The sequence below is a fragment of the Myroides fluvii genome (assembly GCF_009792295.1).
Taxonomy (GTDB): domain Bacteria; phylum Bacteroidota; class Bacteroidia; order Flavobacteriales; family Flavobacteriaceae; genus Flavobacterium; species Flavobacterium fluvii_A.
The window spans coordinates 597,085-620,113 of the sequence record NZ_CP039934.1 but is presented as its reverse complement, the minus strand read 5'-3'; the positions used below and the strand labels follow the sequence as shown (position 1 = coordinate 620,113).

The following is a 23,029-nucleotide window of genomic DNA, read 5'->3' as shown; positions in this document are numbered from 1 at the left end:
CAGAATATTATTAGATTAGAGAATTTACCCTTTTCCTCTTTCCTCTTTCCTCTTTCCTCTTTCCTCTTTCCTCTTTCCTCTTTCCTCTTTCCTCTTTCCTCTCTCCAATACCACCAATAACATTCCCTTAAAAAGACAACCTATTACTTAACACAACAAGCAAAACCGAAACACAATCATAACGATATCGAAACACCTTTTCATAGGGGGAGGACTAAGTTTGTCTAAAACTATTCAATGTTATTATGATGAAAGTAAAGTACTTCTTATTCTTTTTTACCCTTTGTTTGGCGTGGACCTTACAAGCGCAAAATGCGGATAAAAAACATGGTATTGTATCCGGACGCGTGATTGATGCAACAGATAAAAGCTCGCTTCCAGGAGCAGCCGTACTATTAAATAACGGAAAACAATATACTATTAGCAATACCAATGGTTATTATGAGTTTTTAAATATACCTGTGGGACACTATACCTTATCTGTTAGTTATATCGGATATGCTCCTATCGAACAAGAGGTAGAAGTGACGGCAGGACAAAATACAGTAATCAACCTCAGTTTATCTACCGATATTCAAACCTTAGAGGGGATCGTTATTATAGGAGATCGTCTAAAAGGACAAGCCAAGGCGTTAAATCAACAAAAGAACAACGCCAATGTAACCAACGTAATTTCGGCGGATCAAGTGGGGCGTTTTCCCGATTCTAACGTAGGGGATGCGTTAAAACGCGTACCGGGAATTACGATGCAAAACGACCAAGGAGAGGCACGTAATATTGTAATTAGAGGATTGGCTTCAAGCTTAAACTCTGTCACTTTAAATGGTGACCGCATTCCTTCTGCAGAAGGAGACAATCGAAATGTACAGATGGATTTAATTCCTTCGGACATGATTTCGTCTATTGAAGTAAATAAAACCTTAACCCCAGATATGGATGCGGATGCGATTGGAGGATCGGTTGATTTGATTACTCGCGCTTCGCCTTATGGAGAGCGTATTTCAGCAACCGTGGCGGGAGGATACAACCCCATTCGAGAGAAAGGGAATTACATCGGAAGTTTTGTGTATGGAAACCGCTTCTTGGATTCTAAATTTGGGATGATTTTAAGTGGATCGTACAACAGCAATAACTTTGGTTCTGACAACGTAGAAGGGGTATGGGATCAAGATGATCACGGCAATGTGTATATCAGTGAATATGACATTAGAAAATATGATGTACAACGTGTACGCCGCAGTTTCTCAGGAGCTTTTGACTATAAAATCAATGACAACCATACGATTTATGCCAGTGCGATGTACAACTGGAGAGATGACAGAGAAAATCGTTACCGCGTGCGTTATAGAGGGATTACGCCTGAATATGATGCAGAGAACAATATCACAGGGTATAAAGGAGATATCCGCAGAGAAACAAAAGGAGGAATCGACAATAACCGCAATAAGAATACGCGTTTAGAAGATCAACGCGTACAAAATTACGCCTTAAGTGGTGAGCATTTATGGTCGAGTAATTTGGATATGGATTGGTCGGTAAACTATGCGCGTGCTTCAGAAGATAGACCAGGTGAGCGTTATTTGGATTTTCAAAACAAGAAAGTAGCGATGATAGAAGATTTGTCCAATGGCGATTTTCCTTTAATCACGGCTGCAAAAGATACACCCGAAAACTTTAGCTTTAGAAAATTAACGGAAAACCACAACTTTACCAAAGACAGTGAGTTTGGGGCTAAATTGAATTTTAGAATTCCTTTCTCCGTAATTGAAGATCAAAAAGGGCGTTTGCGCTTTGGAGGACGTTTGCGTCTAAAAGACAAGAAACGCGATAATATGTTCTATGAATATACACCTATTGCTCCCAATGCAATCGGTAAGTTAGCTGAGGTTCCAAACAACTTCTACGACGGAAAAGACTTTCAGCCAGGAAGTAAATACGTTCCTGGATATTTTGCTTCTAAAGAATACTTAGGAGGATTGGATCTCAACAAGGCTACTTTATTTGAAAAAGAAGCCAAACCAGAAGAATACCTGGCGTTGAATTACAAAGCCAAAGAAAAAATTTACGCAGGATATATCCGTTGGGATCAAGATTTCAATGAAAACTTATCCATGATTGTTGGAGCTCGTGTAGAGCATACGAGTATTGATTATACCGGAAATCACATTGTGGATGAGAGTGATTTAGTTGGAGAGGTAAACAATACCAACAGCTATACCAATGTAATGCCGAGTTTGACGTTTAAATATCAAACGGATACCGATTGGATCTATAGAGCAGCTTTTACAACGGCTTTAGCAAGACCCGATTATTACGCTTTAGCTCCGTATATCAGTGTAGTCTCTCAAGATAATGCTCTTGCAGCAGGTAATCCTGATTTGAAAGCGACCTATGCGTATAACTTTGACTTAATGGCAGAAAAATACTTCCAATCGGTAGGGATGTTTTCTGCAGGAGTGTTCTACAAAAATTTAAATGACTTTATTTACACCTATCGTTCAGATTCATTCAACCAGGATAATTTCAATGCGGCTTTCCCAGACCAAGTAAACCCAATTAAAGCAGGGGATAACTGGAAGTTTATGCAACAGCGCAATGGAGATCAAGTGAACTTATTTGGAGTTGAGGTTGCGTTTCAGAGACAATTGGATTTTATTCCAGGGAAATTCTTTAAGGGATTGGGTATTTATGTAAACTATACCTACACCCATTCAGAGGCAAAGGGAATTACCAATGCGGATGGAGAAGTTAGAAAAAATATGGAATTACCAGGGTCAGCTCCTCATATGTTTAACGGATCTTTATCTTGGGAAAATGAACGCTTCTCTGCGCGTATTTCCTTAAACTATGCTTCGGATTACTTAGATGCTTTAGGAGGAAACAGTTTTGAAGATAGTTACTACGACAAACAATTGTTTTTAGATGCCAATGCCTCTTATAAAATCACTTCGTATTTACGCGTATTTGCTGAAGCGAATAACTTAACGAATCAACCGTTGCGCTATTACCAAGGGGTGAGTAACCGCGTAAAACAAATGGAATACTACCAACCGAAGTTTACGTTGGGACTAAAATTTGATTTATAAAATAAACCATACACAAGAAAATTACAGCGAATAGTTCTATTGGCTGTAATTTTTTTTCATACACAACAGATGAAGAACATACTATATACTTTATTTTTACTTAGTTTCACGGGGTTAGCCCAGGCACAAACGCCTTTTGAATACGAAAAGAGCACAGGCTATTCTGGACAAAATATCCCGAGTTTACAATACCAAGAAGACAGTTTTAATTTCTTAGTTTTAGGGGATTTTGGACGTGTAGGGGATTATTATCAAAAAGAAGTAGCCCGAGAGATGGGCAACGCTATGGTGGTACTTGATGGAGAATTTGTCGTTTCGGTTGGGGATAATTTCTATCCCAATGGCGTAGCGAGTACACAGGATTATCATTGGACATCTTCTTTTGAACAAGTGTATACCAATCCGTCACTCTATGCCGATTGGTATGTTGCTTTGGGAAATCACGATTATTTGGGGAACGTACAAGCACAAGTGGATTATTCTAAAATCAGCAGACGTTGGAATATGCCAGACCGCTATTACAGTAAAACGTTTAAATTGGACAATGGAAAAAAACTGTTGTTGGTGGTAATGGATACCAATCCGTTTATTGATAATTACCGAAAAAGTGCCAAATACGGAGATTTAAAAGAACAAGATACAGCCAAGCAGCTGCAGTGGTTGGAAGAAACACTGGGACAAGCAGGGGAAGATATCCAATGGAAAATTGTGGTAGGACACCATCCGATGTACAGCGGAGGAAAGCGAAAAGTCAATAAAGATACCCAAGGATTCGAGCAGCAATTTGCCGATTTCTTTGATCGCCATCAAGTAGATGCATATATCTGTGGACATGAACACGATCTGCAAATCATCAAACCCAAGAATAGATATACGACCCAATTCTTATCGGGTGCAGCGAGTGAAGTTCGCCCAACAGGAACCATGGAGCACACGATTTTTACAGCAGCTGAACCGGGGTTTATGACCTTTTCAATTCTGAATAATACCTTGACAGTGCAGGTGGTAAAAGCAAATAAAGAAAATGGAGAAGTTATTTATACCCATGCCATTCAAAAGAAAAAATAATGAAAAATAAAACAATATACTTCTTACTTAGCTTGGCATTGCTAACAAGCTGTAAAGATAAATTAGCTCCAGTAGCTCCAGATGCCATTCAACCAGGGGTTGTAACAGAACAAACGGTTTTTGATACCGATGATCCCGCCATTTGGATTAACAAAATCGATCAATCCAAAAGTTTGGTTATTGGAACAGATAAAGAAAATGGCGGTGGACTCTATGCTTATGATTTACAAGGGAAGATTGTGCGTAAATACACCGATATGGCACGTCCAAATAACGTGGATATCGCCTATGATTTCCCATATCAAAATGAATTAATCGATATTGCCATAGTAACCGAGCGCAATGCAAATGCTATCCGAATATTTAGATTACCTGAATTAACGCCAATTGACGAAGGGGGATTGAAGGTGTTTGAAGGGGAGACAACGGAAGGATATAACGAACCGATGGGAATTGCCCTTTATGAAGGAGGAGAAGGAGAGACAAAAGTATTTTATGCCATTGTAGGACGAAAAAACGGACCTGCTGAGGGGTATTTAGAACAATATGCTTATCAAACTCGTGCGGATGGAAAGGTAGAGTTGCAGTTGGTGAGAAAATTTGGTGCTTATAGCGGAAAGAAAGAAATTGAAGCGATTGCTGTCGACCAAGAATTGGGGTATGTGTACTATTCCGATGAGGGAGCAGGAGTGCGTAAATATCACGCTGATCCAACAAAGGGAGATCAAGAGTTGGCCTTCTTTGCGCAATCGGATGCGAAACGCGATCACGAAGGAATCGCCATCTATAAAAAAGATGCGTTAACTGGTTATTTGGTGGTGTCCAATCAACAAGATAATTCCATTCTGATCTACCCAAGAGAAGGAGAAGCCAATCAACCACATCAACATCAGTTAATTACCACTATTCCCGTGGCTGCCATTGAATGTGATGGATTGGAAATTACCGCTCAAGGATTGGATCCTCGATTTCCAAAAGGCATGTTAGTGATGATGAGCAACGGCAAAGTATTTCATTATTACGATTGGGCAATGATTCAAGAAAAAATTGATCAAACGAAAAAATAAAGATTTTACCATAAAAAAAGACATCTCGAGGGATGTCTTTTTTTATGGAGGGATGGTGAAGGATGAGAATTTCTCAGCTCTCACCCTCTCACCACCTCACCACCTCACCCTCTCACCATCTGTACGTCTCTGATATAGGTTGACCATAAAAAAGTCAATTTTCCTATGAAAGTAAACGTTAAAAAAATTCAAAAGAGTCGTGTTTATTCTGAAGAATTCAAACGCGAGATTGTTAGTTTATTTGAAAAAGGGACCTATAGTGTCCTTCAAATAAGTCGTTTATACAAAATTCCTAACTCTGCAATTTACCGATGGATTTATAAATTTTCTATCTTTAATGAACCAGGACAAAGAATTGTAGAGATGAAAGCAAGTAACACAAACAAAGTAAAAGAGCTAGAAGCTAAGGTTAAAGAACTAGAGCGCATGGTTGGTCAGAAACAAATTCAGGTAGATTTCTATTCTAAACTTATAGAAATCGCTAGTGAAGAGTTAGATTATGACATATTAAAAAACTCAAACACCCCACAATCAACTGGTTCCGCCAAGAAAAGGAACAAATAAGCTATTCTTTAAATAGTTTATATCGGACTATTGGAATTAGTAAACAAGCCGTAAATCAATATGCTAAGAAACAAGTTGTTTTTGATACAGAAGTATCTAAACTTGTATTAGAGGTGGATGATTTACGAGGCGAACATCCTGGTTGTGGGGTTGAGAAGATGTACTATACTTTAAAACCCAGTTTTTTAGGTAGAGATAAGTTTATAGAGATTTTTATGAGCTTAGGGTATCGTTTGCACAAACGCAAGAATTATATCAAAACTACAGTAGCTTCTACTATACACTATCCAAATTTAATTAAAGGCATGCAGGTAAATGCTCCTTCAACCATATGGCAATCAGATATAACTTATATCAGAATAGGAGAAACTTTTTATTATGCTGTCTTTATTATAGATGTTTATACAAAGAAAATTGTAGGTTATCACATCTCTGATAATATGAGAGCACAAGCCAATATAAAAGCCTTAAACATGGCTTTTAAAAACAATACTCCTCCTTTGATCCATCATTCGGACAGAGGAAGTCAATATACTTATAAGGGATATGTTCAGTTGCTTAAAAACAAAGGAATAAATATTAGTATGGCTCTTCTGCACAAGATAATGCCTATGCTGAACGTATTAATAGAACCATTAAAAATGATTATTTAGAATATTGGAAACCTAAAAACTTCTGTGAACTCAAAAGATTAATTAAAAAAGCAGTCAACCACTATAATAATACCAGACCTCATAATTCAATAGCTAAAATGACGCCAGTTGAATTTGAAAACAAATGGTTTGGAAAAAGTACTTTTTCCAAACCATTTATTACTATATTTAATAATGAAGTTAATGTTTAAAAACGGTCAACCATATTTAGGGACGTTCAATCTCACCCTCTCACCCTCTCACCCTCTCACCCTCTCACCCTCTCACCCTCTCACCCTCTCACCCTCTCACCCTCTCACCCTCTCACCCTCTCACCCTCTCACTCTCTCACCATCTCACCATCTCACCCTCTCACCCTCTCACCATCTCTCACCACCTCACCCTCTCACCACCTCACCACCTCACCATCTCACCCTCTCACCCTCTCACCCTCTCACCCTCTTTAAAATAAAGTTTTTAAATCGAGAGGAAAGAAAATCAACTTCCTTTTTTGTATCTTTAAGAATTATCAAAAAGAAAAAACACCATGAGTTATACCGAAAAAATGTTGCCACCAACGGCATTAAAAGATAAAGTCGTTATTGTTACAGGAGGAGGAAGTGGTTTGGGAAAATCCATGTCTGCGTATTTTATGGAGATTGGAGCGAAAGTCGTGATTACTTCTCGTGATTTAGATAAATTACAGCAAACAGCCAAAGAGTTAGAAGAACAAACAGGAGGAGAGTGCTTCCCTGTGAGTTGTGATGTGCGACACTATGACCAAGTTGAGCAAATGCTGCAAGCAGTATTGGAGAAATGGGGAAGAGTAGATGTCTTACTCAACAATGCTGCGGGAAATTTTATTTCACCAACAGAAAGATTGTCTTCAAATGCTTTTGATACCATTGTTGATATCGTATTAAAGGGAACGAAAAACTGTACCTTGGTTTTAGGAAAACACTGGATTGAACAAAAACAACGCAATACCGTTGTATTAAATATTACCACCACCTATGCGTGGACTGGATCGGCTTATGTTGTACCCTCTGCTGTGGCAAAAGCTGGGGTGTTGGCCATGACGAGAAGTTTGGCTGTCGAATGGGCAAAATATGGCATGCGTTTCAATGCCATTGCGCCAGGACCTTTTCCAACAAAAGGAGCTTGGGATCGCCTGTTGCCAGGTGATTTAAAAGAGAAATTTGACCTAACGAAGAAGATCCCATTGCGCAGAGTAGGTGAGCATCAGGAACTTGCTAATTTAGCCGCTTACTTAATTTCCGATTTTTCTAGTTATATCAATGGAGAAGTTATTACCATTGACGGAGGGGAATGGCTGCAAGGTGCGGGAGAGTTTAATATGCTCGATCAGATTCCAGAAGCCATGTGGGATCAATTGGAAGCGAGTGCACGCAAGAAATAAAGCTGCAAATAAAATAAGTAAAAAAAAGGGTATTCTTTTGTATAATAAGAGATTACCCTTTTTTTAATTCAAGGTTATCAATTGAGAATGTTAATAAAATAGATTTTATATACAGATAATTAATTGTATTTTTACCACTCAAAAAATTTTTGATACGAAAAAAATGGGGAAAATTATAGCTGTTGCAAATCAGAAGGGTGGAGTTGGTAAAACAACGACTTCTGTGAATTTAGCTGCTTCGTTAGGAGCACTTGAAAGAAAGGTATTGTTGATTGATGCCGATCCTCAGGCTAATGCTACTTCTGGTTTAGGTGTGGATGTAGATGCTGTTGAAGTAGGGACGTATGAAGTTCTAGAACACAGCTGTACTCCTGCTGAAGCTGTAGTTGATTGCACAGCCCCCAATGTATATTTAATTCCAGCTCATATTGATTTAGTGGCGATTGAAATCGAACTAGTAGATAAGAAAAATAGGGAATATATGCTTAAAGAAGCCTTACAGTCAATTAAGGATAAATATGATTATATCATTATTGATTGTGCTCCTTCGCTGGGATTGTTGACATTAAATGCATTGACCGCTGCGGACTCAGTAATTATTCCGATTCAGTGTGAATACTTCGCACTAGAAGGATTGGGTAAACTATTGAATACGATTAAAAGTGTACAGCGTATTCACAACCCTAAATTGGATATTGAAGGACTGTTGTTGACGATGTATGATTCGCGTTTGCGTTTGTCTAATCAAGTAGTAGAAGAGGTGCAAAAGCACTTCAACGACATGGTTTTTGATACCATTATTCAACGCAATGTGAAATTAAGTGAAGCACCAAGTTTCGGTGAAAGTATCATAAATTACGATGCAACAAGTAAAGGTGCTACAAATTATATTAATTTAGCGGAGGAAATAGTAAAAAAGAATCACTAAAAAATAGGAGAGGAAAGATAAACTATGGCAAAAGCAATAAAAAAACAAGCTTTAGGAAGAGGATTGTCAGCGCTGTTAAAAGATCCTGATAACGATATCAAGTCGATTGACGATACAAATGCAGACAAAGTTGTAGGGAATATCATTGAATTGGATTTAGAAGCAATTGAGATTAATCCTTTTCAACCTCGTACCAATTTTAATGAAGAGTCTCTCCAAGAGTTAGCAAGTAGTATTCGTGAGCTAGGTGTGATTCAGCCGATTACGGTTCGAAAAATTGATTTTAATAAATATCAGTTAATTTCAGGGGAGAGAAGGTTAAGAGCTTCTAAAATTGCTGGCTTATCCACGATTCCTGCTTATATTCGCATCGCAAACGACAATGATTCGCTTGTTATGGCTTTGGTTGAAAATATCCAACGCCATGATTTAGACCCCATTGAGATTGCCATGTCATATCAACGTTTGATGGAAGAAATTAGCTTAACACAAGAGCAAGTCAGTGATCGTGTAGGTAAAAAGCGATCGACCATTGCGAACTATTTGCGTTTGCTGAGGTTAGATCCAATCATACAAACCGGAATTCGAGATGGTTTTATTACAATGGGACACGGAAGAGCTATCATTACTATTGATGATTTAGACGTACAAACGGATATTTACCATAAAATTATCGCCGAAAACTTATCTGTTCGCGAAACGGAAGCCTTGGTGAAAAACTATCAAGAAGGTGATAAAGGACAAGCAAGTGTAAAAGCACAGCCTAAACCTCAAGCTGTCGTACCAGAAACGTATAGACAGTCATTTGGCAAGTTCTTTGGAGCAAAGGTAGATATTAAGGCAAGCCAGAGCGGAAAAGGAAAAATCACCATTCCTTTTTACTCAGAAGAAGATTTAGAGCGTATTATCAAACTTTTAGAAAAGTAGTGAGAAGTAAATTTTTATTGATAATGATTTTCAGTTTGCTTTTTCAAGTGACAAGTTTTGCACAAGAAGAAGACGGAATTGACAAAGAGAGTAAAAAAGAAAAAAGAAAGAAAGAGGCAGCATATAAGCCTCTTGATCCTGTCGCACCCTCTCGTGCCGCATTCTATACTACAATCGTTCCTGGTTTGGGACAGATTTACAACAAAAAATACTGGAAGGTTCCACTCGTTTATGCTGGAATTGGAATTCCCGTTTACTTTTGGGCGGATAATCAACGCAATTATGATCGTTATCGAAACGAATATAAAAATAGATTACAAGGGAAAGTAGATAAAACGGATGAAACCCTAGCAGGATTAGATGATCAACGTTTGCTAGACGGACAGAATTTCTATCGCAAAAATAGAGATTTATCTGTTGTTATCGCTGTTGGATTCTATGTGTTGAGTATTGTTGATGCGAACGTGGATGCGCATTTGATGCAATTCAACGTAAACGAAAACTTAACCATCAAGCCCGTAATTGAATTAGATCAAAAAGGTTTGATTCAACAGCAGCAGTACCAATATGCGATTAATGTACAATATCGCTTTTAATCTGAATCTAATTTATGAATATTGCATTATTAGGCTATGGCAAAATGGGTAAAATCATTGAGCGTATCGCCGTCGAAAGAGGACATTCAATTGTCTATATCAAACAGAGAGAACAAGTAACAGGTAGCCTGGAACTAGCCGATGTGGCTATTGACTTTAGTGTGCCTTCAGTTGCTGTTGCTAATATTCAAGAAGCTTTAACGGCTCGTGTTCCCGTTGTATGTGGAACAACTGGATGGTTAGAACAGTATAGTGAAATTGTTGATTTTTGTAAGATGAAGGACAGCGCTTTCTTATATGGTTCCAACTTTAGTTTAGGGGTGAATATTTTCTTTGAGTTGAACGACTACTTAGCCAAAATGATGAAAAATTTTGAGCAATATGACGTTTCCATGCAAGAAATTCACCATACACAAAAATTAGATGCGCCAAGTGGAACAGCAATCACTTTAGCAGAGGGGATTTTAGCAAATTCTCGTTATGAAAGCTGGACCTTAGACCCTCAAGCGACAGACAAGCAAATACACATTGATGCGGTAAGAGAAGATCAAGTGCCCGGAACACATACCGTGTGTTATGACTCAACCATCGATCAAATTGAAATTAAACACACCGCTCACAATCGCGAAGGATTTGCCTTAGGGGCTGTCATCGCAGCAGAGTGGATTAAAGATAAAAAAGGTATTTTCTCAATGAAAGACGTACTTAATTTGAAAAAATAAGTAAATTGGGATTCTAAAAAAATAAAAAAGTATGACAATAGCACAATGGTTTATTTTTTTCCTGTTGATCCAAGTGATTCACTTTATAGGAACTTGGAAATTATATGTAAAAGCAGGAAGAAAAGCATGGGAAGCCGCTGTTCCAGTATATAATGGCGTAGTATTAATGAAAATTATCAATCGCCCTTGGTGGTGGGTAATTCTATTGTTTATTCCAATTGTAAACTTGATTATGATTCCTGTTGTTTGGGTGGAAACATTGCGAAGTTTCGGGAAAAAATCAACAGTTGATACGATTTTAGGTGTCTTAACTTTGGGGTTATACGTGGCGTACATTAACTATGTGGGTGATGTACACTACCGAGAAAACCGATCGCTAAAACCAGAAACAGAATCAGGAGAATTTGTAAACTCTATTTTGTTTGCAGTGGTTGTCGCTACCGTTATTCATACGTATGCCATTCAACCCTATACGATTCCAACATCCTCTTTAGAGAAGACATTAATGGTGGGAGATTTCTTATTTGTAAGTAAGTTTCACTATGGAGCAAGAACGCCGATGACAACGGTTGCTTTGCCCATGGTTCACGATACGATTCCTTATACTTCTAAGAAGTCTTATTTATCAGAACCTCATTTACCCTATTTTAGATTACCTGGATTCCAGAAAGTACAACACAATGATATTGTTGTTTTTAACTGGCCTGTGGATACCATTTACAAGTTTAATGACCCCGTGAAACGACCAGGTGTTATCAAGCCAATCGATAAAAAGACAAACTATGTAAAACGCGCAGTTGGGTTGCCGGGTGAGAACTTATCTGTACGCGACGGAATCGTGTTTATCAACGACAAAGAATTACAACTCAACGATAGAGCAAAAATTCAATATAGTTATTTAGTAGAGACTGATGGTACACTTGATTTAAGGGCAATTATTAAAGATAGAAAAATAAGTGATTTCGTAACTTATGTCGAGCGTCCACAATATGGCGTTTACTTTCGATCTTTAACGGATGCAGATATTCAATACCTGAAAACTTTTAGTGGAGTAAAAGCGATACATAAAAGCCCAGGTGAGAAGGAACTTCCTAGCTTAAGACCAGTGAAAAACTATATTTTTCCTTACAACCAACCAATGTGGACTGAAAATAACCTAGGACCTATTCACATTCCTGCAAAAGGGGAAAACATCATCTTAACGGAAGAGAATTTACCGATGTATAAACGCGTTATTCGTGTATACGAAGGAAATGTATTGGACGTAAAAGATGGTCAAATCTATATCAATGGACAAGCGACAAACCAATATACCTTCAAGCAAGATTATTACTTCATGATGGGGGATAATCGTGATAATTCTGAAGATAGTAGAATTTGGGGATTTGTACCAGAAGATCACATTGTAGGTAAACCTGTTTTTGTATGGATGAGTTTGGATCAAGCGATTCCGTGGTCTAAAGCTTTTGATAAAATCCGTTGGGAACGAATGTTTATTACGGTAAATGGAAATGGAGAACAAGTGTCTTATTTCCCTTATTTTGCAGTAATTTTAGTAGGATGGGGAGGATATAGTTTATACAAGAGAAGAAAAGAAAAAAAGAATTCTAAGTTTTAATAATGTCGAATACAATTATACTACATCCAACTTATTTCCCTTCTATAAGTCACTATGTAGCGATGGCGCAAGCAAAGGAGCTTGTTTTTGAGGTAGAAGATAACTTTCAAAAGCAAACCAATAGAAATAGAATGTACATTCACAGTGCCAATGGCATTCAAATGTTGAATATTCCCATCAAGCACACGAAAGAAGGAGTAAATCAAAAATTTAAAGAGGTTGAAATTGAATATGCCTTTGGATGGCAAAAGCAACACTTTAAGAGCTTAGAAGCGGCTTATCGCACCTCGCCTTACTTTGAGTATTTTGAAGATGACATTCGCCCTATTTTTGAGAAACACCATAAGTATATGCTGGATCTTAATTTAGAGATTCACGAAATCATCACAGATTGCTTAGGCGTAGATTGGAAATACCGCAAAACGGAAGAATACCTCAAAGAAATTGCAGCTGATGTACTTGATTTTAGAACACTAGCTAATGGCAAGAAAGATGAAAATCAATTCGAGCCTTACATTCAAGTCTTTCAAGATAAAAATGGATTTTTAAACAACTTGAGTATTTTGGACTTGCTGTTTAATGAAGGAAGAAGCGCTGTTGATTACTTACAACGTCAACAAATAAAATAAAAAAATCCTCCCTAAAGCGGAGGATTTTTTTATTTTATTTGTTATGAGTTAACTCATAACCGATAACTGATAACTATTTTCTATCTGCAGTTTCATACAATTTCATCTGAAACACTAAGTCTGTATTTGGTGGGATTGGGCCAACGCCGCGTTCGCCATACGCCATATGAGACGGGATAAAGATAATAGCTGTATCTCCAAAACTCATCTGCTCAATACCTTCGATAAAACCTGGGATTAATCCTGTTTTAGCTCCAAATTTGAAAGGAATTGGACCATATCCATTCATGTCTGCTCTGCGTTGATCAAAAGCATCAAATTCATTCAATAAAGAAACAATGCTTGAATCAAATAAAAGGCCATTTTCAAAGAAACCTGCATAATCAACAAATACTTCTTGGCTGATTACTGGTTTTTTACCTGCCCCTTTTTCAATGATTACATACGATAATCCTGAGTCTAGTTTGGTTGCTTTGTCTTTTAAATCAGCAAATTGGTCTGCGTATTTTTTTTGTGCATCTGCTAATTTATCTTCTTTTTGCTTTTTCTCTTTTGCCGCTTCTTCAAAGTAGTTTTTGAATACTTTTACAGCATCAAATTTTTTCGCCTCTTTTCCTTGACGGATAATTTTTACGCTTTCAATTACGTCATCTTTGACGATGCTATTCACTATATCCATTCCTTTTACTGTATAGCCGAAAACAGAATGTCTGTTGTCTAAGAATGGAGTAGGTTTATGGGTAATGAAAAATTGGCTACCATTGGTAAATGGACCACTGTTTGCCATGGATAATGTTCCTGGTTTGTCATGAGTCAATTCAGGAGAAAACTCGTCTTTAAATACAAATCCAGGTCCACCAGCACCTGTTCCTGTTGGATCTCCACCCTGAATTACGAAATCGTTCTCCACGCGGTGAAATTTAATTCCATCGTAATATTGCTTTCCTTTATATTGTTCATCAACAAAAGGGTTTTTCCCTTCAGCTAAACTCACAAAGTTTGCAACCGTTACAGGAGCTTTTTGATATGCTAACTCCACGATGATATGACCTTTGTTTGTTTTAATGTCTGCGTACAAACCATCAGGTAAATCTGATTTTTGCGTAGTACAAGACGACACTAAAGCGACTAAACTTAAAATTAGACTCGTCATTTTTTTCATTTTTATTAATTAGATTTTTTGATTGATTCCAGTGAAATAATGAAAATTAAGGGTTGGTTTTTTGCAATAGCCTTTTGATCTCCTAAATAGCTATAAGCTAAGCTAGAGGGGGTTAAAACTTTAATGCTTTCTGTGGGCTTTAAAATTTTAAGGCTGTGGCGTAAAACAGGTAAAATATCCTCCTCGTCGACTTGATACGTCAAGGAGCCAATTTCTTTCTGCGTATAGATAATACTGTCATTCACTTGGCGTACTTCATACGTATATTGAACGATATCGCTTTTTTTAGCTAAGGTAGAATCTTTAACCGCTCGTTTTAAATAAGCAAACCAAAATCCCGTATTGGAGTGGATGTAAGTATTGTCTACATCGCTTGCTCGGTATTTGGTAAAAATGTCTTCTTCACTCTCTCTTAGTTCAATATTACGATCAATAGAAAGCTTGGTTTCTACGGATCTAGAGTTTGAAATAGGTTTTCGAGCGTCTTCTTTTTCTTGACAACTTGTCAAGAGCAATACGCAGGTAAGAAATGTGAAACAAAAGCGATAGTTAAACATAAAAGTCCTGTTTGTGGTTGTTTACAATTTCGACATAACGCTCAATCGTTTTCTCTAAGGATAGCAAGGATTTGCCGCCAGCAGCATTGATATGTCCACCACCTTCAAAATAGGTGCGAGCAAATAAATTGACGTCTAAATTTCCAGATGAACGGAAAGAAATCTTGATGATTCCTTCTTCTTTTCGTTCAATGAAAAAAGCCGTTAAATCGATACCGCTAATTGAGAGGCCGTAATTAACTAAGCCCTCCGTATCCCCTTTTTGATGCGTAAATTCGCGCAAATCTTCATCGTTTAAATAAAGGTAAGAAGATTGTGTGTTGGGAATTAAATGCAGATTTTGTAAGGCTCTTCCCATCAACTGTAGTCGGTTGAAGGAACTATTGTCAAAAAGTGAATGGTGAATTTTTGGATTATCAATTCCCTTGTCTATTAACGCCGCAACAACTTGATGCGTTTTTGCTGTAGTTTTAGGAAATCTAAATGAACCAGAGTCGGTCACAATTCCAGTATAAATACAAGTAGCAGCTTCTTGCTGTACTAGGTCAGTCATTTCCATTTGTTCTAAAAGAGAATACAGCAATTCACAAGTAGAACCAAAAGACGTATCCGAAAAGGTGAGTTTAGCGTAATCTCCTGGCATTTGATGATGGTCAATCATCACAAAATCATTGGGTAAACTCGCTAAAAAAGCACCCATTTCATCACCTGTTCGCGATAAAATGTTGAAATCTAGTGTAAAAATACAGTCGCTATTTTTCAGGATATGTTGACCTGCAGTTTTATTAAAATCGTAGATTTTGATATTTGCAGTTCCAGGCATCCAAGCCAAAAAGTTAGGGTATTCGTTGGGTGAAATAATATCTACCTTATGTCCCAGTTGTTTTAATACGTGATATAAACCTAAACAAGAGCCAATAGCATCACCATCGGGATTGCGATGAGGAATAATAGAAAAGGCTTTTGCTGGTACACGAATCAGTTGCTTTAACGTATCGATTGATGTATGCTTCATCATGCGAAAATAAGTTATTTTGCATCATTTGCATAAAAATAGAGCTGAATTTAATGAAATTAAAATAACAGTTGTCATTTATTCTGCCAATGCACGGAGTTCTCTCTTGTCCAATAGAATGATATCTTTTCCTTTGAGCTGAATAATACCGTCTTTTTTCATTTCAGACAAAAGGCGAATACAACTTTCTGTGGCTGTTCCTACCATATTGGCTAGGTCTTCACGTGATAGTTTGATGTTTAAGGCTTGCGTTTCTGATGAAGATCCCCCTAAATCATCTAGTTTTAAGAGTATAATCGCTAGGCGTTCTTTAACCGTTTTATGTGTTTGATTGGCTAAATCTTGGTCGGCATCTTTTAAGTGTGTACAAATGTCGCGAGTAATTAATAAAGAAAATTTATTGTTCTCTGTAAAGTGATCCAACATCTCTTTTTTGGGGATAAAACACACTTGCATGTCTTCTAAGGCAGTAGCAGAAAGATTAGATGTCTCTTCATTGATTATCGAACGTTGGCCTAATAAGTCTCCTCTTTTTGCCAATTTGACAATAGAGTCCTTTCCGTTTGAATTCAACTTCGTTAATTTACAGAACCCTTCTTTGATACAGTAAACCCCATTTAAACTTTCTCCTTCGGAAAATAGGCTTTCTCCTTTTCTAATAATAAAGTGGGTTTTTGTTTCTGAAATGGCTAGTAACTCCTCTCTAGTTAAAGCCTTTAGAGAACTGAACTCTCTAATCATACATTGCTCACATCTTCCCATACCTATATAAACTATTTTATGCAGTTGGTAAAAATACCTCTGCAAAGATAGTGCTATTTACTGATAAATGTCATAATTTTTAGGAGAATTAACTAAGACCTTTGTACAAGGTAAATGAGCAAATTTTATGGATAAAAAAGCGTGTTTTCATTGTGGTAACAGTGTTACTGCCTTTAATCGTATAGACTACGATGAGAAAATGTTTTGTTGTAACGGTTGTAAGACCGTCTACGAAATATTTAATGAAAACGATTTAACCTGTTATTACGACCTAGAAGCAACACCTGGTGCAACACCTGAAGAGGTAAATGGCAAATATGACTTTCTTGGCAATTCTGATATTGTTGAGAAATTGTTGGAGTTTAACGAAGGATCTACAGCAATAGTTTCGCTGTATATTCCGCATATTCATTGTAGTTCGTGTATTTGGATTTTGGAAAATCTACACAAGCTCAATCCCGGAGTGTACCGCGTTTTGGTCAATTTTCCAGAAAAGAAAGCAACCATTACTTTTAATACAGAAGCCATCGACCTAAAGGAAATCGTCCTTTTGCTTTGCCGCATTGGTTATGAACCTTATATCAGCTTAAAAAGCTACGAAGAAAAACCCAACAGCATTGACCGAAGTTTAATCTATAAAATAGGAGTTGCCTTTTTCTGTTATGGCAACGTCATGATGCTGTCTTTTCCAGAATATTTTAATATCGATGATGTTTGGATGCAAGAGTACAAGAATTTCTTCCGTTGGTTGATTTTATTCTTGTCCTTGCCTGTTTTTTTCTATTCCGCATCGCCTTATCACAAAGCCGCTTGGACGGGAATTAGAACTAAAAACTACACCATTGATATTCCAATGTCTTTGGGAATCATTGTGATGTTTATTCGCAGTACAGTAGATATCGTTTTTGATTTAGGGCCTGGTTTTTTCGATAGTATGACCATGTTGGTGTTCTTTATGTTATTAGGAAAACTATTCCAACAACGCACCTATAATTTCTTGTCTTTTGAACGTGATTACAAATCGTATTTTCCTATTGCGATTACTAAATTAACGAAACAAGGTACAGAAGAACCCATTCAAGTATATGACGTGGAACAAGGGGATCGCCTGTTGATTCGCAACCAAGAGCTACTACCTGTAGATTCTATTTTGTTGTCAGAACGCGCTTTTATTGATTATAGTTTTGTGACAGGAGAAGCTATTCCCGTAGAAAAGAAGTCTGGAGATAAGTTATTCGCAGGAGGAAAACAAATGGGAGAAGCGGTGGAGGTAGAGGCTATTAATAAAGTGTCTCAAAGTTATTTGACGCAATTGTGGAGTAATGAGGTGTTTCAAAAACGCGTGGATTTGAAATACAAAACGATTACAGATACGGTTAGTCATTATTTTACGCCTGCTTTGTTGACAATTGCTGTATTGGCATTCACAGGATGGGCTTTTGTAGATTTAAATAGTGCTTTTAATGTGGTGACGGCTATTTTAATTGTGGCATGTCCATGTGCATTAGCGTTAACTGCTCCATTTACCTTGGGAAATGCCATTCGCATTTTAGGCCGCAAAAAGTTCTTTTTGAAGAATGTGACTGTCGTTGAGCAAATGGCAAAGGTGGATACACTAGTTTTTGACAAAACAGGAACCATCACCACGAATGCGCAATCGACGATTCAATATGAAGGAGTAGAATTAGATAAGACACAACAAGCAGATATCAAAAACTTAGTCCGTGCATCCAATCACCCATTAAGCCGAAAGCTGTATGCTTTTTTACAGGCAAAAGTAGTGAGTAAGCCAACGCAGTTTGAAGAAATTGCTGGAAAGGGAATTGTAGGGGAAATCAACGGAAAAGCATATAAAATCGGATCTGCAACTTTGGTGGGAGCAAAGGCAACAGAACGCTTAAATGAAACGGCAGTACACCTCGCAATTGACGGGCAGTATTTGGGGAAATTTATTTTTGAAAATCACTACCGACCAGGACTGGAAGAGTTGTTTAAAAACCTGAGCCAGTCCCAGTATAAGTTGAGTATACTTTCGGGAGATAATGAAGGAGAAAAAGCCTATTTAGAATCGATTTTACCCCGAGAAACAACGCTGGCTTTTAATCAAAAACCAGAAGAGAAATTGGAGTATGTAAAAGGCTTGCAACAAAAAGGTGGAAATGTCATGATGATAGGAGATGGGTTAAACGACGCAGGTGCTTTAGCGCAAAGTAACGTTGGAGTTTCTGTATCGGAGAACGTCAATGTCTTTACTCCAGCTAGTGATGCCATCTTAGATGCGAGTGTATTTGATCAGCTTTTAGGGTATTTGAATTTTTCTAAACAATCTGTTAAAGTTATCAAAATCAGCTATGTACTCGCGTTGACGTATAATGTTATTGGTATCACCGTGTCAATTATGAATATGATGTCTCCTTTATTGGCTGCAATATTGATGCCAATAAGCACGTTTACAATCATTAGCTTTGTTACTTTATTGACAAATTATTATGGAAAAAAGATAAAATAAAAAAACTAATTATTAGGTTTTCGGTGATATTTATCATATTTTTAGGTAAAATATATTGTTAACTTTGTTTTAATATTTATAAGGTATGAGTGTTATATATTTCTTAATTAGTATCAGTGTTTTTGTGGCGGGAATCTTTCTCTACATTTTCATTCGATCTGTAAAAAGTGGTCAGTTTGACGACGCTTATACGCCCTCTGTACGCATGTTGTTTGACGATGAATTGAAAAAAACGGAACCTAAGGAAGGGAAAAAAGACAAAAAAATAAATCAAAAAGAAAATCAAATATAAACAACTATGGAAGTGCAACAATTTTATTATGACAACAAAATTGTAAAGAAATTCCTTTATGCATCTATATTTTTTGGTGCAATTGGGATGCTTGTGGGATTACTATTAGCGGTAATGTTTATATTTCCTAACTTAACGGATGGGATTCCATGGTTAAGTTACGGAAGACTACGTCCGCTACACACGAATGCAGTTATTTTTGCTTTCGTTGGAAATGCAATCTTTGCAGGGGTTTACTATTCTTTACAGCGTTTGTGTAAGTCAAGAATGTACAGTGATGTTCTGAGTAACATTCACTTTTATGGATGGCAAACGATTATTGCAGCAGCAGCAATCACCTTGCCTCTAGGTTTTACTACTTCAAAAGAATACGCGGAGTTAGAGTGGCCAATTGATATCGCTATTGCGGTGATTTGGGTGACCTTCGGTATCAACATGATTATGACGATTATTAATCGTAGAGAACGTCATATTTATGTTGCTATTTGGTTCTACTTAGCAACTTTTGTAACAGTAGCTGTATTGCATATTTTCAACTCATTAGAGTTGCCAGTACACGGATTGAAATCGTATTCTGTTTATGCAGGAGTTCAAGATGCACTGGTGCAATGGTGGTATGGACATAATGCCGTAGCATTCTTCTTGACAACGCCATTCTTAGGATTGATGTACTACTTCTTGCCAAAAGCGGCAAATAGACCGGTGTATTCGTACCGTTTGTCTATTATCCACTTCTGGTCCTTAATTTTCTTGTATATCTGGGCAGGACCTCACCACTTATTATATTCAGCTTTACCAGAATGGGCGCAAAACTTAGGCGTTGTTTTCTCGGTTATGTTAATTGCTCCATCTTGGGGAGGTATGATCAACGGTCTACTTACATTACGTGGAGTATGGGATAAAGTACGAGTTGATCCAGTGTTGAAATTCTTCGTAGTTGGTATTACTGGATACGGGATGGCAACGTTCGAAGGTCCGATGTTATCGCTGAAAAACGTAAACGCAATTGCTCACTATACAGACTGGATCGTAGCACACGTTCACGTGGGAGCTTTAGCATGGAACGGTTTTATGACCTTCGGTATGATCTATTGGTTAATCCCTAGAATGACGAAAACTGAATTGTTTTCGAAAAAGTTAGCGAATTTCCATTTCTGGATTGGAACATTGGGAATCATCCTTTATACCATTCCTTTATATGTAGCAGGGTTCTCTCAACACTTAATGTGGAAAGACTTTGATCCATCAGGAACATTAAAATACGGAAACTTCCTTGAAACGGTAACAGCTATTATGCCAATGTACGTAATGCGTGCAATTGGAGGTTCGTTCTACTTAATCGGATTATTTGTGTTAATCTACTTGGTGTATAAAACAGTAAGAGCTGGTAAACCAGTAGAAGATGAATTAGCAGAAGCACCAGAATTAAAAAGAATTTCTGCTTCTCGTTTAAAAGGAGAAGCTTGGCATGCTTGGTTGGAAAGAAGACCTATTCAATTTACAATCTTGACTACTATCGCGATTTTAATTGGAGGTATTGTTCAAATTGTACCTACTATTTTCGTGAAATCAAATATTCCAACCATTACAAGTGTAAAACCTTATACTCCTTTGGAATTAGAAGGTAGAGACTTGTATATCCGTGAAGGATGTGTGGGATGTCACTCCCAAATGATTCGCCCATTCCGTTCTGAAGTAGAACGTTACGGAGAATATTCAAAATCAGGAGAGTATGTGTATGACCACCCATTCTTATGGGGTTCTAAACGTACAGGACCCGATTTAATGAGATTAGGACAGAAATATTCAGATATCTGGCATTTCAACCACATGTATAATCCACAATCAACATCTCCAGGATCTATTATGCCAGGGTATAAATGGTTGTTCGATAATAAACAAGCAGATTTTTCTCATATTGAGAAGAAAATGAGCGTAATGAGAACGTTAGGTGTTCCTTATACAGATGAAGATATTGCAAATGCAAGACAATCAATGAAGGAACAAGGAGAGCAAATTGCCTTAAACTTCCAAACAGATCCGGATTATAAAGATTCGTATTTAGCAAGTGAAAAAGCAGCTAAAGAAAATGGACAGGAGTTCGTTCCGATGAGCGAGCGTGAGATTGTAGCGATGATTGCTTACTTACAACGTTTAGGTACAGACATCAAAAATAGAGTTGAGGAATAATAAAAAAGGAGCATTATGTTGAAATTTATAAAACATACCATGGAAACCATAGGAGGGATTGAAATCTATCCGATTATTTCCCTATTGATTTTCTTTACCTTTTTTGTAGGCTTATTTGTATGGGTGTTTACCTATAAAAAAGAGACGATTGAGGAATTGAGCAATATGCCGTTTCTAGATGATGAAAAGCACAATGTTGATCCTAATTCAGAAAAATTATGAAAAAGTATTTTCCAGTATATGTAAGAGTTCCATTACTATTCGTACTATTTTATGTATTAGTAGAATGGGTGGCAGGCGGAACGGCACAAAGACCTGCTTTTGTAGATCATCCTGCGGTGCTTATTTTGTTGGGATTGTTTTTATTCGCTTTAATAGCTGTAGAAATAGTTGCTTCAGCAACCAATAAAGTACTGAATCGATTGATGACACCTGAAGAAATCGCAGCGAAAGAGAAAGTAGACAACCTTTCATTTGCTGATCGTCCGTGGGTGAAAAAAATGATGCAGAAAATGACTCGCACCACTGCGATAAGCGACGAGAAAGAGTTATTGATGGATCACGATTACGATGGTATTAAAGAGTTAGATAACGAATTACCGCCTTGGTGGGTTGGATTGTTCTATGTAACCGTTATATTCTCTGTGGTTTACTTATTGAGATTCCACGTATTTGGAGGCGACAACCAAATTGTGGAATACGAAAAAGCCATGGCAATTGCCAAAGAACAAATTGAAGAGTATAAAAAAACGGCTGCAGATTTAATCTCAGCTGATGAGGCGCAATACCTAGCCGATGAGAGTTCGTTAGCAGCAGGTAAAAAGATTTTTGAAACCAACTGTGTGGCTTGTCACCAAGCTGACGGTGGAGGGGGAATCGGACCGAACTTAACAGATGATCATTGGATTTTAGGTGGTGGAGTAAAGAATATTTTCCACACCATTGCTAAAGGAGGAAGACCTGGTAAAGGAATGGTGGATTGGGAAAAAACACTTAAACCATCTGAAATTGAGAAAGTGACTTCTTACGTTATTTCATTAAACGGTACAACTGCTGCAAGTCCAAAAGAGGCAGAAGGAGATATCATTTGGTCTAAAGCTGAACTAGATGCACAGGGGGATGATGCCGCTGAAGCAAAAGAAGAAGCGACAGATACAAAGGATGAAGCTTCTGCTACTGACACAGCAGAAGTAGGTCAAGACTAACCACTTGGCAAAAACAAAAAAAACTAATAAACAGATAAAAAAGGAGTTGAGTGAGTATTATACATGCTCAGCTCCTTTTT

The 23,029-nt window shown here is 37.4% G+C and carries 22 protein-coding genes; 18 read left to right on the top strand and 4 right to left on the bottom strand.

Features of this window, described 5'->3' with window-relative positions; genetic code table 11:
- The first annotated feature begins 248 nt into the window (after window positions 1-248).
- The 13 genes from FBR08_RS02955 (at window position 249) to FBR08_RS02895 (ending at window position 13,257) form a co-directional block, all read left to right on the top strand.
- A complete protein-coding gene (locus FBR08_RS02955; RefSeq protein ID WP_158964144.1) occupies window positions 249-3,086 on the top strand; it encodes a TonB-dependent receptor in 2,838 nt (945 codons plus the stop codon).
- Between the two features lie 69 nt (window positions 3,087-3,155).
- The gene (locus tag FBR08_RS02950; RefSeq protein ID WP_158961338.1) at window positions 3,156-4,154 is read left to right on the top strand and encodes a metallophosphoesterase; all 999 of its coding nucleotides are present in this window, start codon (window positions 3,156-3,158) and stop codon (window positions 4,152-4,154) included.
- A complete protein-coding gene (locus FBR08_RS02945; RefSeq protein WP_158961337.1) occupies window positions 4,154-5,221 on the top strand; it encodes a phytase in 1,068 nt (355 codons plus the stop codon). Before FBR08_RS02950 ends, FBR08_RS02945 begins: the two co-directional genes overlap by 1 nt.
- 165 nt (window positions 5,222-5,386) lie before the next feature.
- Window positions 5,387-5,785 carry a transposase gene (locus tag FBR08_RS02940; RefSeq protein WP_158961336.1) on the top strand — a complete coding sequence of 133 codons (399 nt, stop codon included), beginning with the start codon at window positions 5,387-5,389 and terminating at the stop codon, window positions 5,783-5,785.
- Window positions 5,786-5,898: 113 nt separating this feature from the next.
- Window positions 5,899-6,438: a DDE-type integrase/transposase/recombinase gene (locus FBR08_RS02935; RefSeq protein WP_158961335.1), complete on the top strand. Its 540-nt coding sequence runs from the start codon at window positions 5,899-5,901 to the stop codon at window positions 6,436-6,438.
- Window positions 6,408-6,629 (top strand): integrase core domain-containing protein, encoded by a 222-nt coding sequence (locus tag FBR08_RS17110; RefSeq protein WP_158964142.1) that lies wholly within the window; start codon window positions 6,408-6,410, stop codon window positions 6,627-6,629. The genes FBR08_RS02935 and FBR08_RS17110 overlap by 31 nt, the downstream gene beginning before the upstream one ends.
- Before the next feature lie 335 nt (window positions 6,630-6,964).
- The gene (locus tag FBR08_RS02925) at window positions 6,965-7,837 is read left to right on the top strand and encodes an SDR family oxidoreductase (RefSeq protein ID WP_158961334.1); all 873 of its coding nucleotides are present in this window, start codon (window positions 6,965-6,967) and stop codon (window positions 7,835-7,837) included.
- Window positions 7,838-8,000: 163 nt separating this feature from the next.
- The gene (locus FBR08_RS02920) at window positions 8,001-8,765 is read left to right on the top strand and encodes a ParA family protein (protein ID WP_158961333.1); all 765 of its coding nucleotides are present in this window, start codon (window positions 8,001-8,003) and stop codon (window positions 8,763-8,765) included.
- 24 nt (window positions 8,766-8,789) lie between these two features.
- The gene (locus tag FBR08_RS02915) at window positions 8,790-9,692 is read left to right on the top strand and encodes a ParB/RepB/Spo0J family partition protein (RefSeq protein WP_158961332.1); all 903 of its coding nucleotides are present in this window, start codon (window positions 8,790-8,792) and stop codon (window positions 9,690-9,692) included.
- Between the two features lie 23 nt (window positions 9,693-9,715).
- Window positions 9,716-10,288 (top strand): DUF5683 domain-containing protein, encoded by a 573-nt coding sequence (locus FBR08_RS02910; protein ID WP_158961331.1) that lies wholly within the window; start codon window positions 9,716-9,718, stop codon window positions 10,286-10,288.
- A gap of 14 nt (window positions 10,289-10,302) precedes the next feature.
- A complete protein-coding gene (gene dapB, locus FBR08_RS02905) occupies window positions 10,303-11,010 on the top strand; it encodes a 4-hydroxy-tetrahydrodipicolinate reductase (protein WP_158961330.1) in 708 nt (235 codons plus the stop codon).
- A gap of 31 nt (window positions 11,011-11,041) precedes the next feature.
- A complete protein-coding gene (gene lepB / locus FBR08_RS02900) occupies window positions 11,042-12,628 on the top strand; it encodes a signal peptidase I (protein WP_158961329.1) in 1,587 nt (528 codons plus the stop codon).
- Between the two features lie 2 nt (window positions 12,629-12,630).
- On the top strand, window positions 12,631-13,257 hold the full coding sequence (locus tag FBR08_RS02895; RefSeq protein ID WP_158961328.1) for a WbqC family protein: 627 nt from the start codon (window positions 12,631-12,633) through the stop codon (window positions 13,255-13,257).
- Window positions 13,258-13,330: 73 nt separating this feature from the next.
- On the opposite strand, the gene FBR08_RS02890 is transcribed toward FBR08_RS02895, so the two are convergent.
- The 4 genes from FBR08_RS02890 to FBR08_RS02875 all read right to left on the bottom strand — a co-directional run bounded on the left by FBR08_RS02890 (window position 13,331) and on the right by FBR08_RS02875 (window position 16,753).
- Window positions 13,331-14,419 (bottom strand): peptidylprolyl isomerase, encoded by a 1,089-nt coding sequence (locus FBR08_RS02890; protein WP_199268622.1) that lies wholly within the window; start codon window positions 14,417-14,419, stop codon window positions 13,331-13,333.
- 5 nt (window positions 14,420-14,424) lie between these two features.
- On the bottom strand, window positions 14,425-14,976 hold the full coding sequence (gene gldI / locus FBR08_RS02885) for a gliding motility-associated peptidyl-prolyl isomerase GldI (RefSeq protein WP_158961326.1): 552 nt from the start codon (window positions 14,974-14,976) through the stop codon (window positions 14,425-14,427).
- Window positions 14,969-15,994 (bottom strand): DHH family phosphoesterase, encoded by a 1,026-nt coding sequence (locus FBR08_RS02880; RefSeq protein ID WP_394350544.1) that lies wholly within the window; start codon window positions 15,992-15,994, stop codon window positions 14,969-14,971. The genes gldI and FBR08_RS02880 overlap by 8 nt, the downstream gene beginning before the upstream one ends.
- A gap of 75 nt (window positions 15,995-16,069) precedes the next feature.
- A complete protein-coding gene (locus FBR08_RS02875; RefSeq protein WP_158961325.1) occupies window positions 16,070-16,753 on the bottom strand; it encodes a Crp/Fnr family transcriptional regulator in 684 nt (227 codons plus the stop codon).
- Between the two features lie 127 nt (window positions 16,754-16,880).
- Here FBR08_RS02875 and FBR08_RS02870 point away from each other — a divergent pair, with 127 nt between their 5' ends.
- From FBR08_RS02870 to FBR08_RS02850, 5 genes are all read left to right on the top strand, one after another.
- Entirely contained in the window at window positions 16,881-19,262 is a 2,382-nt protein-coding gene (locus FBR08_RS02870) for a heavy metal translocating P-type ATPase (RefSeq protein ID WP_158961324.1), read from the top strand.
- 85 nt (window positions 19,263-19,347) lie between these two features.
- A complete protein-coding gene (gene ccoS, locus FBR08_RS02865) occupies window positions 19,348-19,554 on the top strand; it encodes a cbb3-type cytochrome oxidase assembly protein CcoS (protein WP_158961323.1) in 207 nt (68 codons plus the stop codon).
- Window positions 19,555-19,560: 6 nt separating this feature from the next.
- Window positions 19,561-21,744 (top strand): cytochrome-c oxidase, cbb3-type subunit I, encoded by a 2,184-nt coding sequence (gene ccoN, locus FBR08_RS02860; RefSeq protein ID WP_158961322.1) that lies wholly within the window; start codon window positions 19,561-19,563, stop codon window positions 21,742-21,744.
- Between the two features lie 15 nt (window positions 21,745-21,759).
- Complete coding sequence (locus FBR08_RS02855) at window positions 21,760-21,966, top strand: cbb3-type cytochrome oxidase subunit 3 (protein ID WP_158961321.1); 207 nt, start codon at window positions 21,760-21,762, stop codon at window positions 21,964-21,966.
- Window positions 21,963-22,949 (top strand): cbb3-type cytochrome c oxidase N-terminal domain-containing protein, encoded by a 987-nt coding sequence (locus FBR08_RS02850; protein ID WP_158961320.1) that lies wholly within the window; start codon window positions 21,963-21,965, stop codon window positions 22,947-22,949. Before FBR08_RS02855 ends, FBR08_RS02850 begins: the two co-directional genes overlap by 4 nt.
- Window positions 22,950-23,029: the final 80 nt, after the last annotated feature.